This window comes from Phycicoccus avicenniae, assembly GCF_050496545.1.
In the GTDB taxonomy this organism is placed as follows: Bacteria; Actinomycetota; Actinomycetes; order Actinomycetales; family Dermatophilaceae; genus Phycicoccus; species Phycicoccus avicenniae_A.
Genome location: NZ_JBNVZV010000012.1, coordinates 55,000 through 71,360 on the forward strand (window position 1 = coordinate 55,000; position 16,361 = coordinate 71,360).

General features: G+C 75.0%; 14 protein-coding genes. All 14 read right to left on the reverse strand.

Translation table 11 applies throughout. The annotated features are described in order from the left end of the window. Window positions 1-8 precede the first annotated feature (8 nt). The 14 genes from ACQZ2A_RS11705 to ACQZ2A_RS11770 all read right to left on the reverse strand — a co-directional run bounded on the left by ACQZ2A_RS11705 (window position 9) and on the right by ACQZ2A_RS11770 (window position 16,227). Complete coding sequence (locus ACQZ2A_RS11705; RefSeq protein ID WP_430211073.1) at window positions 9-1,469, reverse strand: sugar transferase; 1,461 nt, start codon at window positions 1,467-1,469, stop codon at window positions 9-11. Window positions 1,470-1,471: 2 nt separating this feature from the next. Continuing rightward, window positions 1,472-2,686 (reverse strand): glycosyltransferase, encoded by a 1,215-nt coding sequence (locus tag ACQZ2A_RS11710; protein WP_430211075.1) that lies wholly within the window; start codon window positions 2,684-2,686, stop codon window positions 1,472-1,474. A gap of 142 nt (window positions 2,687-2,828) precedes the next feature. Beyond that, window positions 2,829-3,782 carry a GDP-mannose 4,6-dehydratase gene (locus ACQZ2A_RS11715; RefSeq protein ID WP_430211078.1) on the reverse strand — a complete coding sequence of 318 codons (954 nt, stop codon included), beginning with the start codon at window positions 3,780-3,782 and terminating at the stop codon, window positions 2,829-2,831. Next, window positions 3,779-4,759, reverse strand: a complete 981-nt coding sequence (gene gmd / locus ACQZ2A_RS11720) for a GDP-mannose 4,6-dehydratase (RefSeq protein ID WP_430211080.1) — start codon at window positions 4,757-4,759, stop codon at window positions 3,779-3,781. The genes ACQZ2A_RS11715 and gmd overlap by 4 nt, the downstream gene beginning before the upstream one ends. A gap of 60 nt (window positions 4,760-4,819) precedes the next feature. Further along, window positions 4,820-5,860, reverse strand: a complete 1,041-nt coding sequence (locus ACQZ2A_RS11725; RefSeq protein WP_430211083.1) for a glycosyltransferase family 4 protein — start codon at window positions 5,858-5,860, stop codon at window positions 4,820-4,822. Continuing rightward, window positions 5,857-6,936: a glycosyltransferase family 4 protein gene (locus ACQZ2A_RS11730; protein ID WP_430211086.1), complete on the reverse strand. Its 1,080-nt coding sequence runs from the start codon at window positions 6,934-6,936 to the stop codon at window positions 5,857-5,859. Before ACQZ2A_RS11730 ends, ACQZ2A_RS11725 begins: the two co-directional genes overlap by 4 nt. Then, on the reverse strand, window positions 6,927-9,167 hold the full coding sequence (locus ACQZ2A_RS11735; RefSeq protein WP_430211088.1) for an N-acetylneuraminate synthase family protein: 2,241 nt from the start codon (window positions 9,165-9,167) through the stop codon (window positions 6,927-6,929). Before ACQZ2A_RS11735 ends, ACQZ2A_RS11730 begins: the two co-directional genes overlap by 10 nt. After that, window positions 9,164-9,868, reverse strand: a complete 705-nt coding sequence (locus ACQZ2A_RS11740) for a cytidylyltransferase domain-containing protein (protein WP_430211091.1) — start codon at window positions 9,866-9,868, stop codon at window positions 9,164-9,166. Before ACQZ2A_RS11740 ends, ACQZ2A_RS11735 begins: the two co-directional genes overlap by 4 nt. Further along, window positions 9,865-10,932: an RNA-binding protein gene (locus tag ACQZ2A_RS11745; protein WP_430211093.1), complete on the reverse strand. Its 1,068-nt coding sequence runs from the start codon at window positions 10,930-10,932 to the stop codon at window positions 9,865-9,867. Before ACQZ2A_RS11745 ends, ACQZ2A_RS11740 begins: the two co-directional genes overlap by 4 nt. Further along, window positions 10,920-11,930 carry a CgeB family protein gene (locus ACQZ2A_RS11750; protein WP_430211095.1) on the reverse strand — a complete coding sequence of 337 codons (1,011 nt, stop codon included), beginning with the start codon at window positions 11,928-11,930 and terminating at the stop codon, window positions 10,920-10,922. Before ACQZ2A_RS11750 ends, ACQZ2A_RS11745 begins: the two co-directional genes overlap by 13 nt. Next, window positions 11,927-12,991, reverse strand: a complete 1,065-nt coding sequence (locus tag ACQZ2A_RS11755; RefSeq protein WP_430211097.1) for an NAD-dependent epimerase/dehydratase family protein — start codon at window positions 12,989-12,991, stop codon at window positions 11,927-11,929. The genes ACQZ2A_RS11750 and ACQZ2A_RS11755 overlap by 4 nt, the downstream gene beginning before the upstream one ends. After that, a complete protein-coding gene (locus ACQZ2A_RS11760; protein WP_430211100.1) occupies window positions 12,988-13,536 on the reverse strand; it encodes an acyltransferase in 549 nt (182 codons plus the stop codon). The genes ACQZ2A_RS11755 and ACQZ2A_RS11760 overlap by 4 nt, the downstream gene beginning before the upstream one ends. Continuing rightward, entirely contained in the window at window positions 13,533-14,435 is a 903-nt protein-coding gene (locus tag ACQZ2A_RS11765; protein WP_430211102.1) for a glycosyltransferase family 2 protein, read from the reverse strand. The genes ACQZ2A_RS11760 and ACQZ2A_RS11765 overlap by 4 nt, the downstream gene beginning before the upstream one ends. Further along, a complete protein-coding gene (locus tag ACQZ2A_RS11770; RefSeq protein WP_430211105.1) occupies window positions 14,425-16,227 on the reverse strand; it encodes an ABC transporter ATP-binding protein in 1,803 nt (600 codons plus the stop codon). The genes ACQZ2A_RS11765 and ACQZ2A_RS11770 overlap by 11 nt, the downstream gene beginning before the upstream one ends. Between the last annotated feature and the right edge of the window lie 134 nt (window positions 16,228-16,361).

A 16,361-nucleotide genomic window follows, 5' to 3' on the forward strand; every position in this document is an offset into this window, starting at 1 on the left:
GCCTCTCGTCAGTAGGCGCCGCGGCCGGTGAGGACGGCCGACACCGTGCGCCAGAGGATCGTCAGGTCCTGGACCAGCGACCAGTTGTCGACGTAGTAGAGGTCGAGGCGGACCGAGTCCTCCCAGGAGAGGTCGGAGCGGCCGGAGACCTGCCAGAGGCCGGTCATGCCGGGACGCACCGCGAGCCGGGTGCGGACCTCGTCCGTGTACCGCTCGACCTCCGAGGGCAGCGGCGGACGCGGGCCGACGAGGCTCATCTCGCCGCGCAGGACGTTGAGGAACTGCGGCATCTCGTCGAGGGAGAAGCGGCGGATGAACCGGCCGGGCGGCGTGATGCGAGGGTCGTGCTCGGCCTTGAAGAGGACGTGGTCCGCGCCGTGCTTGTTGGTGTCCGCGACCTGGGCGGTCATCCGGTCGGCGTCGACCACCATCGAGCGGAACTTGAAGCAGGAGAAGAAGGCTCCGCCGAGGCCGACGCGCTGCTGGCGGAACAGGACCGGGCCGCCGTCGTGGCGCCGGATGGCCCACGCGGTGACGAGCAGGAGCGGGCCGGCGAGCAGCAGCCCGAGCGAGGCCCCGACGACGTCGAAGGCGCGCTTGGAGAACCGGCTGGCGCGGTGGGCGCGCGGGCGGTCGAGCTCCATGAGGTGCAGGCCGGCGGCCGGGCGGACCCGGACGCGGTCGGTGGCGACGTCGGTGAGGCTCGGCACGAGCATGATCTGGACGTCGGAGTCCTCGAGGTCCCAGGCGGCGCGGCGCATCTCGCGGCCGGAGCCGACGGCCCCGCCGGCGAAGAGGACGATGTCGCAGCCCTCGGACTCGACGACGGCGGCGGTGCGCTCGGTCGTGCCGAGGACGGGGACGCCTCCGGGGGTGATGCCCGCGCCCGGCGAGGGGAGCAGCGCCCCCACGACCTCGTAGCCCAGCCACGGCTCGCGGCGCAGGACGTCGGCGACCTCGTCGACCTGGTCCGGGGAGCCGGAGACGACCACGCGGTGGGTCAGGTGACCGCGGCGGCGGCCGGCGTGCACGGCCCGGCGCAGCAGGTGGCGCCCGAGGACGAGCACCGGGACGCCGAGGCTGATGAGCAGGAAGAAGAACCCGCGCGAGAACTCGAGCTTGGCGAGGTAGGAGACGACCCCGATGGCGCCGGCCCCGACGAGGGTGGCGCGCACGATGATCTTGTACTCCGTCGAGCCGGCGCCGAACTGGTGGCCGGAGTAGCCACCGTGCGCGGCCACGAGGAGCACCCAGCCGATCGCCAGGGGGAGGGCCGCGACGGCGACCAGGTCCTGCACGTCGCCGCCACCGCCGAAGAGCGGCAGGTGCATCCGGCCGAGCGCGGCGAGCACGATGACGAGCGCGATGCCGGCGAGGTCGACGACGACCGCGGCGGGGGCGACGAGGCCGTGGGACGCGGTGCGGGTACCGGTGCGGGGGGCGACCCGCACGGGGGAGACGAGGGCCATGCTCAGTCCGCGAGCCGGGCGGCGACGGGTGAGGACCAGGGCAGGGCGGGCGCCCGCGTCGGTGCCGGGACCCGGGCCGGAACCTGGCGGCGGGAGCCGGGCCGCAGGGCGGTGACGACGTCGCGCATCCGCTCGCCGAACCGGGCCTCGCCGAACTCGTCGGCGTGCTTGAGGACGACCTCGGTGTCCCACGAGCGCCGGCCGGCCTCGGCGATACCGGCGCGGAAGGCGCCGGCCGTCGGGCCCTCGACGTACATCCCGGTCAGGCCGTCGACGACGGTGTCGAGGTAGCCGCCCTCGCCGAGCGAGACGGTGGGGACACCGAACGCGGCGGCCTCGAGCGGGGTCAGGCCGTAGTCCTCGAGGCTCGGCGCGAGCAGCAGGCGGGCCTGGGCGTAGACCCAGCGCAGCTGGGCCTCGCTGAGCCCCTCCACCATGCGGACGTTCGGCGGGGCGATGGCCTGCAGCCGCGCCTTCTCCGGGCCGGTGCCGACCACGACGAGCCGCTCGTCGGTGCCGCGGACGGCCTCGACCAGGACGTCGACGTTCTTGTAGGGCAGCAGGCGCGAGACGACGAGCAGGTAGCCCTCGCCGGCCCAGTCCTCGAGCACGGGGACGCTCTCGCGCGGGGCCTCGAAGTCCATCGCGTGCGGCGGCGGCACGACGAGCGCGTCGATGCCGTAGGCCTCGGCGATCCGCTCGCGCACGACGCGGGAGTTGCACAGGTAGGCGGCGGGGCGCTGCGCGGCGCGGCGGTCCCAGGCCAGCAGCGAGGGCTTGAGCAGCGCCAGCGCCATCCCCTTGGGGGAGCGGTGCATCGGGCCGCCGAGGTAGTTCTCGCTCTGGTAGAGCCAGCGGGCGGGGGCGTGGCAGTAGGCCACGACGTCGCCCTCGGCGCGGAAGCCGTGCGCCCAGCCGGAGGTGGAGGCGACGACGACGTCCTCGGTCGGGCGCACCGACGAGGCGGCGAACGGCAGGAGCGGCAGCGCGCTGCGGTAGGAGCGGCGGACCGGCCCGATCCGGTTGAAGGAGGAGGCCCGCACGTCGAGCGCGCCGACCTCGGGGTAGGTGGCGTCGGGTTCGTGGAGGGTCGTGTGCACCGGCGCGCCGGGGAAGGCCTTGGCCAGCGACAGGACGACGCGCTCGGCGCCGCCACGCTGGGTGAGGTAGTCGTGGGCGATGGCGACGGTGCGTCCGTCCGACAGGGTGTGAGCCACGGATCCAGCATCCGAGGAAGGTAAAGGGAACGTAAAGCGCAGCTACCGGGTGGTATCCGTTCGCCTCCGGTGGCGGTCCGTTCGGTGCGCCGTCGCATCGTCCGAACGGCCGGGGTCGCGGCAGGACGGAATCCGCGCGGCCTCAGTTCTCGAAGCGCTCCGCGTCGACCATCGCGGCGACGAGGCCCTCGAAGGTCGTCGTCGGGGCCCAGCCGAGCCGGGTCCGGGCGCGCGTGGCGTCGCCGACGAGCAGGCTCGGGTCGGCCGGGCGCAGCAGGGCGGGGTCGACCTCGACGAGCGGCTCCCAGTCCTCGATGCCGGCCCGGGCGAAGGCGGCGGCGACGAAGTCGCGGACGGTGTGCGCCTCGCCGGTGGCGACCACGTAGTCGTCGGGGGTGTCGTGGCGCACGGCCCGGACCATCGCGTCGACGTAGTCCGGCGCCCAGCCCCAGTCGCGGCGGGCGTCGAGGTTGCCGAGGACGAGGCGGTCGGCGCGGCCGGCCGCGATCGCGGCGACGGTGCTCGTGATCTTGCGGGTGACGAACGTCGTCGGGCGGCGGGGCGACTCGTGGTTGTAGAGGACCACCGAGGTGGCGTACTGGCCGCGCGAGCGGGCGATGCCGACGGCGTGGTGGGCCAGGGCCTTGGCCGCGCCGTACGGGCTGACCGGACGGACCGGGGTGTCCTCGTCCTGGGGGGCCGTGGGCGGCTCGCCGAAGATCTCGGCGCTCGCGGCCTGGAGGAAGCGGACCTCGCGGCCGCGCCTCTCGCCGACGCGGCGGGCGGCCTCGAGCAGGACGAGCGCGGCGGTGCCGCTGACCCGCGCGGTGAGGACCGGCTCGGCCCACGACCGGGCGACCGAGCTGACGCCGCCGAGGTTGTAGAGCTCGTGGGGCGCGACGTGCTCGACGAGGCCGGCGAGGTCGTCGTCGGGCGCGCCGAGGTCGAGCTCGTGGACGACGAGGCCGTCGGGGAGCCTCCCGCCGAGGTCCTCGCGGCGGACCAGGCCGTGCACCTCGTGGCCCTCGGCCAGCAGGCGCTCGACGAGGTAGCCGCCGTCCTGGCCGGTGGCCCCCGTGACGAGGGCGGTGCTCACCGCTCGGCGCGCAGCAGCGCGAGGTCGTGCTCGACCATCATCCGCACGAGGTCCTCGAAACCGACCGTCGGCGACCAGCCGAGGCGGTCGCGGGCCTTGCTCGCGTCGCCGACGAGCAGGTCGACCTCGGCCGGGCGCATGAAGCGGGGGTCCTGCTCGACGAGCCCGGACCAGTCCTCGATGCCGACGTGGGCGAACGCGACGTCGAGGAGGTCGCGGATGGAGTGCGTCTCGCCCGTGGCGAGCACGTAGTCGTCGGCCTCGGGCTGCTGGAGCATCCGCCACATGCCCTCGACGTAGTCACCGGCGAAGCCCCAGTCGCGCTGCGCGTCGAGGTTGCCCATCACGATCTTGTCCTGGCGGCCCTCGGCGATGCGGGCGACGGCCATCGACACCTTGCGGGTGACGAACTCCGGTCCGCGACGGGGCGACTCGTGGTTGAAGAGGATGCCGGAGCTGGCGTGCATCCCGTAGGACTCGCGGTAGTTGATGGTCATGTAGTGGCCGAAGACCTTGGCCACGCCGTACGGCGACCGCGGCCAGAGGAGGGTCGACTCGCGCTGCGGGACCTCCTGGACCTTGCCGAACATCTCCGAGCTGGAGGCCTGGTAGTAGCGCACCCGGGAGAGGTCGTCGCCGCAGTAGAGGCGGACGGCCTCGAGGACGTTGAGGACGCCGTTGCCCGTGACGTCGGTGGTGACGCGGGCGTTCTCCCACGAGTACGCGACGAACGACACCGCTCCGAGGTTGTAGACCTCGTCGGGCTGGGCCGTGGCCATCGCGCGGATGAGGCTGGAGAGGTCGGTCAGGTCGCCGGTGTGCAGGTGCACGTCGGGGACGGTGCGGCGGACCAGCTCGCGCTTGGGGTTGTTCTGCCCGCGGACGATGCCGTGGACCTCGTAGCCCTTCGACAGGAGCAGCTCGGAGAGGTAGAGCCCGTCCTGGCCGGTGATGCCGGTGATGAGCGCGGTGGGCATGGGGGGCAGGGCCTTCCGGTCCGGTGGCGGGTCGGCGCCATCCTCGCAGACGGCGCGTGATCAGGCCGGACGGACGTGGAGGTCGCGGAGGAGGGTCGCGATGCGCTCGCGGCCGGCGTGCGGGGAGTACTCCAGCTCCCAGCGGGTGCGCTGGGCGGCGGCGACCGCCGTGAGCTCGTCCCACGTGGCTCGGGCCCAGGCGGCGACGGTGTCGCGCAGGGCGTCGGCGTCACCGGCCGGGCAGACCCACGGGTGCTCCGGGCCGACGAGCTCGGGGAGGGCGCCGGCGTCGGTGACCAGGACGGGGACGCCGGCGGCCATCGCCTCGGCGCCCGCTAGCCCGAAGGCCTCGGGGGCGACCGAGGGCACGACGAGCCCGTCGACGGCGGCGAACAGGGTGGCCGGCTCGACCCATCCGAGCCGCTCGACGCCGGCGCCGAGCGGCTCGAGGGCCTCGGTGACGCGGCGTGCGGTGGCGTCGTCGGTGAAGCGCGGCTCGCCGGCGAGCACGAGGTGCGGGCGGTCGGCCTCCGGGACGGCGGCGAGGGCCTCGGCGAGGACGACGAGGCCCTTGTCGACGGTGTGCCGTCCGAGGAAGCCCAGCCGGGGCGGGCCGTCGGCCGGGCGGCGCACGCGGACCTCACGGATCGCGGACGGGTCGGCCGTCCAGTTCGGGAGCACGGCCGCGCCGGACACCCGCGCGGCGAGCCAGCGGGACGGGGCGAGGGTCGCCGTGGCGCCGCTGCGGGCCGCGAGCAGTGCGGCCCGGTGGGTGCGGCTCGGCAGCTGGTGGAGGTGGACGACGCGGTGGCGCCGGCCCGCCGTGGCGAGCGAGGGCACGAGGCCGTGGCACCACGTCAGCGCGTCGTCGCGACCGCGGTGCCACTCGCGCAGCTCGTGCGCGTACCGGCGGCGGTCGGCGGCGAGCCGGTGCACGGGGAAGCCCGCCGCCTCGGCGTGGTCGAGGACGCCGCCCTCGGCGTCGGGCCCGACGACCTCGGCGTCGACGCCGAGCTCGCGCAGCACCTCGGCGGTGGCGAGGAGCATCACCTCGCCGCCCCCGACCTCGCCGTTGTTGGCGGCGAGGACGACGCCGGTCACCGCAGGCTCCCGGTGACGGAGTCGTAGACCTCGGCGATCCGGGCGGTCATCTCGGCGCGGGTGGGCCAGGCGTCGGGGAGCCGGGGACGGGTGAAGGGGTCGAGGGCCTGGCGCTCGACGGCGTCGGCCACCGCCGCCGGGTCGTCCGCGGCGACGAGCGCGTCCGGCGGGAGGATCTCGGGGTTTCCGCCGACGGGGGTGGCGACGGCACCGACGCCGTGGACGAGCGCGTCGAGGAGCGAGTAGGAACAGTTCTCCCACACCGAGAGCTGGACGAGGACGTCCGCGCGGTCGAGCAGGGCGGGGGCATCGACATGGCCCGGGAGGTCGACCACCCCGGCGAGGCCGAGGCGCCCGACGAGGGCACGCAGCGACCCCTCCTCGGGGCCGGTGCCGGCGAGCGTCAGCCGGGCGTCGGGGTGCCGCTCGTGGAGGAGGGCGAACGCCCGCACCAGGTCGTCGAGGCGCTTCTCGGGGGCCAGCCGCGCGACCGAGACGACGTGCAGGCCGGGGCCGCGCCGTGCCGCACCGGGGAGCGGGTCCACGCCGTTGGGGACGACGTGCACCGACGTGCCGCGTCCCGGGTGCCACTTGGCGCGCAGGGTCCGGGCCGTCGCCTCCGACACCGCGACGACCGCGTCGGCGCGCCGCAGCCGGACCGTGTGCAGACCCTCGCGGAGCCGGGAGCGCCAGACCGTGCCGTGGTAGACGAGGTCGTCGCCGGCGATGCCGTGCTCGGTCGACACGACGGCCGCGGGGTGCCCCACGGTGGCCGCCGCGACCACGACGTCCGCCCACGCCAGGTGCGAGTGGACGACCGCGGGTGCGAGCGAGCGCACGGCGTGGCGCACGGCCGAGACCGACTCCCGCACACCGTGCTCCGGCCCGACGGGTGCGGTCGTCACGGCCGCCCCGATCTCACGCAGCCGGTCGGCGAGCGGGCCGGGTGGGCACTGGACGACGAGCCGGTACCCGGGGACCCCGACGAGGACGGTGTCGAGCACGTGCCTCGCCACCCCGCCGAGCTCGGCCACGGGGACGACCCAGAGGGCGAGCGGCGGTACCGTCAGAGCCACTGCTCCAGCCGCTCGAGCGCGACCCAGAAGCCCTCACCGTGGTTGACGTGGCCCTGCCAGATCTCGGGGATGAACGAGACGCCGGGGGAGTGGACGTCGAGCTGCTCGGCCAGGACCGCCCAGTCGACCTCGCCGTCCCCGACCTGCACGCCCTCGCCGTCGACCCCGACGGCGTCGACGAGGTGGAGGTGGTCGGCGTGCGGTGCGAGGAGGTCGACCGCCTCGGAGAACGGGATGCCGAGGAAGGTCGCGGCGAGCTTGGAGTGTGACACGTCGAGGCAGAGTCGTCGGTCGTACTTCTGCGCGAACTCGGCTGTGTCGGAGGGCCGGACGAACAGGTTGCAGTAGAGCTGGCCGCCCATGTACCACGGGAACGGCGGCAGGGTCTGGCAGGCGAGGCGCACCCCGGAGTCGTCCACCCGGTCGAGGCCGGCAGCCACGCGGGCGTACATGTCGGGGATCTCGTCGGGGGAGACGTGCCGGTCGCTCGTGAAGCCGCCGACGCTCGAGATGACGACGGGGTCGGCCTCCTGCTCGAAGCGGTCGCGCATCGAGCGGGTGATGTCGATGACCCGCTGCAGCTCCTCGACGGACCGGTCCCAGTGGGCGTCGTTATCGCTCGCGAGGTTGAGGATGAAGTCGCCGGCGAAGAGGTCGGGGGCGTGGCAGGCGTAGCCCATCGGCAGTGGCCGGGGGACCGCGGTGTGCGGGTCGATCTCGAGGTCCTTGTAGGAGAAGTGGAACTCGAGGAAGTCCGGCGTGCAGTCGGCGGTGAGCGAGGCGACGTCGTGGTAGCGCACCGGCAGCCCCCATGGGCGGCGGAACGCGTACTGGCGGCCGGTCGGCACCGCGTCGGCGAGGTCGGAGGCGTAGAAGAAGTCGCCGGCCACCATCGCGCGCATCGCGGTGCGACCGACGAGGGCGTCGAGGGCGTTGGGCTGGAGGCCGCGGCCGGGGCTCTTGACGTCGACGGCGGCGAGGTCGATGGTCTCGCCCGCGGCGAGGTCGCGGGCGGCGACGAGGCTCTTGGCGAGGTTGACGCGGTTCATCATCTCGCCGGTGCTGACGACGCGGGGCTCGGTGGAGCCGAGGGCCTCCTCGACCTCGCGGATCCGCTCGACCATCGCCCGCAGCTCGTCGGGGAGCAGCGAGACCTTGTGGTCGTTGCCCTCCATCGCCTTGTCGACCGTGACGTGCTTCTCGACGATGGTCGCGCCGAGGGCGACCGCCGCCACGGGCACGTGGTAGCCGCGCTCGTGGCCGGAGTAGCCGACCGGGCAGTCGCCGAGCTCGGCGAGGCGCGTGAGGTAGCGCAGGTTGACGTCCTTGAACGGCGCCGGGTACGTCGACTGGCAGTGCAGCAGCGCGTACGGCGTCCCCGTGGAGCGCAGCAGGGCCACGCTCTCGCGGATCTCGGCCTCGGTGGACATCCCGGTGGAGACGACGAGCGGGGTGCCGGAGGCCGCCGCGTGCCGGAGCAGCGTGTGGTTGGTCAGGTCCGCGGAGGCGATCTTCAGCGCGGGGACGCCGTACTCGACGAGCGCGTCGAGGCTGCGCGGGTCGAACGGGGTGCACATGACGTCGACCCCGAGGCCCTTCGCGTGGTCGAAGACCTCGAAGAGCCGCTCCGCGGGGAGGTTGAAGCGGGAGAGCAGGTCGAGCGTGTACTGCGGGCCGAGGTCCTCGCCCTCGCTGCCGGTGCCGCCGCGGTAGAGCGCGCCCATGTCGCGGAGCTGGAACTTCACGGCGTCGGCACCGGCGTCGGCGGAGAGGTCGACGAGGTGCTTCGCGAGGTCGACCGACCCGTTGTGGTTGATGCCGATCTCGGCGATGACGAAGGTCGGCTGCCCCTTGCCCACCTCGCGCCGGCCGACCCGGAAGGCGTCGCTGCGGTTGACCGCGACCGCGACGAGGTGGCCGTGCTCGTCGACGAGCGGCACGTGGTCGACGGCACCGCCGAAGAGCGGGCGGACCTCGGCCGGGGTGGCCGTGGCGAGGGCGCTGACGGCCCCGGTGTTCGCCGCCTCGTGGCACGGCCGGGAGAGGTCGACCTGGTCCTGGCCGGCGATCCACCGGCGGACGTCGCCGTCGGTGATCGAGCCGATGAGGTGGCCGTGCTCGGTGACGCAGAAGACGATGCGCGCCTTGTTGGCGGTGATCTTCTCCAGGGCGCGCAGGACCGGGTCCTCGCCGTAGACGACGAAGGGGGTGACGGTGCGCTCGATGATCATGCGGGGTCCCCGGGGGTGGAGGGTCGGAGGGTGAGGAGCTGCTGCTCGGCGACGGCGAGGTCGAGCTCGGTGTCGACGTCGACGCCCTCGACCTCGTCCATGACGAAGAGGCCGGTGCGCCCGCCGATCCGGTTGTCGAGCTCGTCGTACACCCAGGTGCGGGTGAGGTAGAGCGATCCGGTCTCGCGGTAGCGCAGGGTCTGCGGGGTGAGGTCCTGGCGGCGCGGGCGGGCGGTCACGTCGTAGGCGGCGCTCGGCTCGGGACCGTCGGTCCAGATGAACGGCGCCTGGGGGACGACGCCCACGAGCGAGTCGACGCCGCTGGCCTCGAGCTGCGCGATGGCGCGGGACACGGTGCCCGGCAGGCGGACCGGCGAGGTGGCCTGGAGGAGCATCACGGCGTCCGGGGCGGCGTCGGCGGCCCGGGCCTGCTCGATGGCGTGCCGGACGACGGGCTCGGTGGGGGTGTCGTCCCGCGCCAGCTCCGGTGGCCGGCGGAACGGCACGAGGGCGCCGGCGGCCTCGGCCGCGGCGGCGATCTCGTCGTCGTCGGTGGAGACGACGACGTCCATCGCGGGGCGGGCGGCGAGGGCCTGCTCGACCGTCCACGCGATGAGGGGCCGGCCGGCGACCTCCCGGAGGTTCTTGCGGGGGACGCCCTTGGACCCGCCACGGGCGGGGACGACACAGAGGATCCTCACCGCGTCATCATCCCCGAGATGGCGTCGGCCGCAGCCCGGGAGGGCTCCACGGCGGGCCGTTCGGGGGAGGGCGTGGGCGCACCGCCCCACCGGGCGAGGCCGTAGCGGTCCCAGAACGCGACCAGCCACGGCGGTGGGTCCGGGCAGTGGACGTAGGCCGGGAGGCCCGCCGCAGCGGCCTCGAGGACGCCGGTGGAGAACACCGCGGCGACCGGGGCGCCGAGCTCGCGCAGCGGGCGGCCGGAGCGGTCGATGGTGATGCCCTCGGCCTCGAACCGGGCGTGCGCGGCCCGGGACGTGCGGTCCCGCTCGGCGGGGTGCGGGCGGTAGGTCGCGCCGGTCTCGCGGCAGAACGACTCGGCCGCCGCGGCGAGCAGCTCACGCGGCAGCTCGGCGCCGTGCAGCTGGCCGAGGAAGACCGGGGCGGCGCCGGGCCGGGGTGTGGCCAGGGGCGGCGTGCCGGCTTCCCACAGCAGCTGCGACCCGACGACGACCGGCGGGGCGAGGTCGTCGCGGCCCGAGGCCCAGAACGCGGCGTCGGCGGCGCTCCACGCCAGCAGCGTGGTGCCCTCGGCCAGCGGCGGTGCGTCGGGGGTCAGCAGGCCGTGCTGCGCCGTGACGAAGCGCGCCGGGTCGGTGACGGCGTCACGGGCGGCGCGGCCGAGGGGCAGGTAGTGGCCGGTCGACAGCACGACCTCCGCCTCGACCGCGAGGCGCGGCACGTCCTCGTGGAGCACCGCCGTGGACTCCCGCCAGGGCCAGGGCGGCAGGAGGTCGGAGACCGGCTCGGGGGAGACGACCGCGACGCCGCGCAGGTCGGGCAGCGACCGGAGCGGCCCGAGCAGCGCCAGCACCGAGCCGGGGGAGCGCGACTCGAGGCAGACGAGCAGGCGCACCGGCCCCGGCCCGCCGCGGGTGAGCGTGACCGCGCCGGGCCGCGTCGTGGGGCGGGCGATGGTGCGCAGGACGCCGGCCATCGTGCCGAGCCGGCGCCGCAGTGGCTGGCGCGCCAGCTGCGCGCGGTGCCAGGCGGCGAGGTCGCGGGGGTGGGTCAGTCCGTCCACAGCGCCTCCAGGGCCTCGGCCCGGTGGGCGAAGGTGTGCTCGGCGAGGGTGCGCGCCCGTCCCGCCTCGCGCAGGGAGGTCGCCCAGGGACGATCGGTGGTGGCGCGGTGGGCGAGCTCGGCGGCCTCGTCGGGACCGTCGAACACGGCGACCTCCCGGCCCGGCTCGTAGTACTGCGCCACGTCGGCCCGGTCGACGAGCTGGAGCGCCCCGACCCCGCAGGCCTCGAAGGTGCGCATCGTGAAGCCGTCCTGGTCGCCGTGCACGTTGAGCGCGGCCCGCGCGCCGGCCATCACGGAGTACGCCTGAGGCCGCGGGAGGTCGCGGCCGTGCGGGACGGCCGGGGTGGCCAGCCGCCAGGTGCGCACGCGGTCGACCGGGTGGCCGGACCAGTCGCGGCCGTAGGCGCGCACGGGGACGCCCCGCGCGGCCAGACCGGTGAGCAGCGACTCGCGCGAGGGGTAGCGGGCGCCGACGAAGACCACCTCGTCGGCGCGGCGCAGCCCCGGGACCGGGAGGTCGGGGTCGTGGGCCAGCGGGACGTGCGCCACCCGCAGGCCGCGCCCGCCGAGGGCCTCGACGTCGAGGGGGGAGTAGGAGGCGACGGTGCGGGCCGCCGCGAGCGAGAGCTCGGTGTGGCCGGTGCGGCGCAGCTCGTCGTAGAGCCAGAGCAGGCGCCGGCCGCCGCGCTGGTCGACGAGCTCCCAGAACGAGCTGTCGAAGGCGTCGCCCTTGACGACCAGCAGGACGTCCGGGTCGTAGGCGGCCAGGGCCGCGCGGGCGCGCGCCCCGAGGACCGTCCGCCGCCGGGCGTCGGACCCACCCAGCCGTTCGGGGAGGTCGTGGGTGACCTTCGCGGCCACCCGCGCGGCGCCGCGGTGCTCGTCGTACGTCACCGTCGTGACGTCGTGGCCACGACCGGTCAGGGCCCGCTCGAGCGAGCGCCAGTACCCGTGGAACACCGGGCTGAGGACGAGCACCCGGGTGGGTGCCGTCACGACGTCAGGCCGCGGCGCGCGAGCTCGTCGAGGGCGACGTCCCACGCGGCGGCCCCGGCCCCGGGCTTGTCCCAGGACCAGCGGATGAAGTCGACGATGGCGTCGCGGGCGGTCCACGTGGGCTCGGGCGCACCGACGGAGCGGAGCCGGGCCAGGTCGGCGCACGCGTGCTCGATGTCGCCCGCCCGGTGCACCTCGAGGTGCGTCACGCCCGGCGAGGGCAGCGGGCTGCCGGCGATCGCGGCGTCGGCGAGGTCGAGGAGGCTGGTGCGGGCACCGGTGCCGGAGTTGAGGACCCGCAGCGAGCCGGCCGCCGCCGGGTTCCCGACCGACCACGCGAGCAGCGCCGCGAGGTCGGCGACGTGGACGAAGTCGCGTGTCTGGTGGCCGTCGCCGTAGACCGTGAGCGGGCGCTCCTCGCGCAGCATCGCGAGGAAGGCCGCCAGCACGCCGGTGTACGGGTTGTGCAGGGCCTGGCCGGGGCCGATGACGTTCTGCGGGCGCACGACCGTGAGCGGTACGTCGGTTCCGCACTCCGCGGACGCCGCGGCCTCGGCGAGCGACTTCGTCTCGCCGTACACCGACACCGGCCGGTGGGGGTCGTCCTCGTTCGACGGCGCGGGCTCGGCTGCGGCACAGCATCGCTCACCGAAGGTGGTGCCGTGCTCGGCGCACTCGTAGCGTCCCTCCCCGTAGACGGCGCGCGAGCTCATCGAGACCAGCGCCGCACCGGCCGAGCGGGCGAAGGCGGCGGCCAGCCGGGTGCCCTCGACGTTGACGCGGCGGTAGCGCTCGACCTCGTACATCGACTGGCCGGTGCCGGTCTCGGCGGCGAGGTGGACGACCGACGTGATGCCCTCCGGGATCCCGTCCCAGGCGGCGGCGTCCGCCACGTCGCCGACGACGACCGGGCCGGGGAACGCGGCGACGGCGGCGTCGGGGTCGGCGTGGACCTGGGGGTGGAGCAGGTCGAGGGCGAGCACCTCGTGTCCGTCGGCGACGAGGCGGCGGGCGAGGTGCTGCCCGATGAATCCGGCACCACCGGTGAGCAGGACGGTCATCGGGTGGCCTCCACGACGCGGGCGGGGACACCGGCGACGGTCGCGCCGGCGGGAACGTCTCGGGTGACGACGGCACCGGCACCGACGGTCGCGCCGTCGCCGACCGTCACGCCACCGAGCACGACCGCGCGCTGGCCGACGAAGACGTGGTCGCCGATGGTCACCGGGCCGGTGCCGTGGACGGCCGAGCGGTCGGAGCGGCCGTGGTCGGTGGACGCGACGAACACGCCGTCGGCGAGGACGACATCACTGCCGATCCGGACCGGGTCGATGGCGTGCACGTGGACGTCGTGGCCCACGTACACCCTGTCCCCGAACCGGATCGAGCCGTCGGCGCCCTCTGCCTGCAGCCACACGCCGTCGTTCACGGCGCATCCGTCGCCCAGCGTGATGCGGTCGACGCCGCGCAGGATGCGGGGGCGGACGACGACGGTGCCGGCGCCGAAGCCGGCGAACGCGCGGCGGTAGAGCGGCGAACGGGCCCGCGCGAGGTGCCAGCGCACCGACGGCGCCGCCTCGACGAGCCGACGGGAGACGCTGCTCACGAGCGTCCTCCGCGGACGAGGCGCAGCTCCTCGCGGGCGACGGCCAGCGGCGCGACATCGCGCCCGGCGAGTCGTCGGCCCGTGTTGACCACGGCGTTGACGGCGGTGGCGGCGGTCAGGGCGGCCACCAGCCGGCGCCGCCCGCCCCAGCGCCCCGCATACGCCATCCGGGACTCGACGAGCCACCGGCGGCGCAGCGCCGGGTCGGACGAGCCGCCCCCGACGTGGGTGAGCGGCACGGTACCGACGAAGACCGACGGCACGCCGGCGGCGCGCAGGCGGCGCTGGAGGTCGACCTCCTCGGAGTTCATGAAGTACCGCTCGTCGAACCCGCCGACGGACCGGAAGGCGTCGGTGGGCAGCAGCATCGCCGCGCCCACCACCCAGTCGACGGGCAGCACCGCGCCGGGGACGGCGCGGGTGTCGTGCCCCACCGCCTCGCGCAGCGCGCGGTGCCCCCGGAAGCGGGCGAGCGGGGTGAGCCACTCGACGGTCTGGTGCGTGGTCGTCGGGAAGTGCCGGGCCGTCGGGGCCGGCGTGCCGTCCTCGTCGAGGACGAGCGGCCCGACCACGGCGGGCATCCACGGCCGGGCCGCCGCGACGAGGTCGGCGACGAACGTGGGGCCGAAGCCGACGTCGCTGTTGAGGACGAGCAGGAGCGGGTGCGTGGCCGCCTCGACACCGGAGCCGACGGCGGCCCCGAACCCGCCGTTGCGCGCGCGCCGCACGACGCGCGCGCCGTCGACGGCGGGGAACGGGTCGGGCGAGGCGTCGTCGGCGACGACGACCTCGAGGTCGACGCCCTCCTGCCGGAGCAGCGCGTGGACCGTGGCGAGCGTCGGGGCGGGGTCGCCGTGGTGCGGGACGACGACCGAGACGGCCGGCCGGTCACTGCTCACGGGCGCTCCCGGCGGGCACGGGGTCGAGCGAGCCGAGCCGGACGAGGTGCGCGAACTCCGGGCTCGCGGCGCGGACCTCCTCGAAGGTGCCGGACGCCTGGACCCGGCCGCGCTCGAGGAAGACGACCTGGTCGCAGTGGCGGACCGTGGAGAGGCGGTGCGCGACGACGAGCACGGTCATCCGTCCGTGGAGCGCGGTGACGGTCTCGGTGATGCGGCGCTCGGTCTCGTTGTCGAGGGCCGAGGTGGCCTCGTCGAGGACGAGCAGCACGGGCTCGCGATAGAGCGCCCGCGCGATGCCGACGCGCTGGCGCTGCCCGCCGGAGAGCCGCGAGCCGCGCTCGCCGACGCGGGAGTCCAGGCCGTCCGGCAGGTCGCCGACGAGGGGCCCCAGCTGGGCGTCGCGCACGGCGGCGGCGAGGCGTTCCTCGTCGACCAGCTCCGGCGGCTCACCGAGCGCGATGTTGGCCCGCAGCGAGGCGTCGACGAGGAAGACGTCCTGGGGGACCAGCCCGATGGAGCGCTGCCACGACGCGACGTCGCCGGCGATGTCGAGGCCGTCGGCGAGGACCGCGCCCGAGACCGGCGTGTGCAGGCCCAGGACGGTGTCGACGAGGGTCGTCTTGCCGGCGCCGCTCGTGCCGATGAGGGCCACCGAGGTGCCGGCCGGCACGGTGAGCGAGATGCCGTCGAGGACGTTGTCCTCGCTGTCGGCGTACCGGTGCACGACGTCGCGCACCTCGAGGGAGCGGCCGAGGGTCAGCCGGTCGGTGACCGAGGGGTCGTCGCCGGGGACGTCGGGCAGGTCGGGGTCGGTGAGGTCGGCCAGCACGAGCGCGACGCCGGGGCGCCCCATCCGCACCATCTGCAGCGAGGCCATGATGCGCGTGAGGCTCGGGAGCATCCGGAAGCCGGCGGCGACGAACAGCGACAGCGTCGTGAGCGTGCTCGTGGAGTTGCCCTGCGCGAAGGCCACGGCGACGAGCACCGCGACCCCGCCGATGAAGGTCAGCTCGAGGACGCTCTTGGGCAGGTCGGTGAGGAAGCTGCTGGTGCGGCGGGCGCTCGCGTAGCGCATGCGGGCGGCCCGGTACCGGCGCAGGAAGACCTCCGAGGCCCGCCGGACGCGGATCTCCTTGATGCCCTGGATCGTCTCCCACGACGTCAGCGACATCTCGAGCGAGGCCTCCTGGAAGACCGTGCCGACGCGCTCGGAGCGGGCGCTGACGAGTCGCTGGAAGACGAGGCCGGCGAGCCCGAAGTACAGCACCGCCGCGATCGCCGGCAGCGGGTCCATCACGAGCAGGACGACGGCGAGGGCCAGGACGGACACGAGCTCGGTGACGACCGAGATGGCGCCGGCGACGACGAGGCTGTAGGTCTGTCCGACCGACTCGCCCATGACCCGGTTGAGCTCGGCGGTGTGGCGGGCGAGGTGCACGCGGTAGGGCGCCGCGAGGTAGCGGCGCAGCAGCGACTGGGCGGTGTCGGCCTCCTGGACCGCGAGGAAGCCGACCATCCACCACCGGAAGGCCAGCCCCACGGCGGTCTTGGCGACGAACGCCACGAACACGACGAGCGCGATGATCGCGGCGAGCCGGTCCGGGGGCGGGTCCCCGAACAGGTCGGAGAAGCGGCCGAGCAGGCCGGTGGTCGGGTCGGCGCCCGTGAGCAGCTGCATGAGGGGGACGACGCTGGCCACGCCCACGACCTCGAGCAGGGCCGTCAGCACCGACCCCAGGACGGCGAGCACGAGCCGTCGGCGGGTGTCGGGGGAGAAGAGGACGGACATCCCACGGGGGATACCGAGCACGCGCGTCCTCCCGGGGTGTGTGGCGGGTGTGGTCCCAGTGGCGCCAGTGTAGGGGCGGTGTGACGCGCGCGACCGGTCCTCGGTGGAGACCGCGTCGGTGTCCGCACCTACGC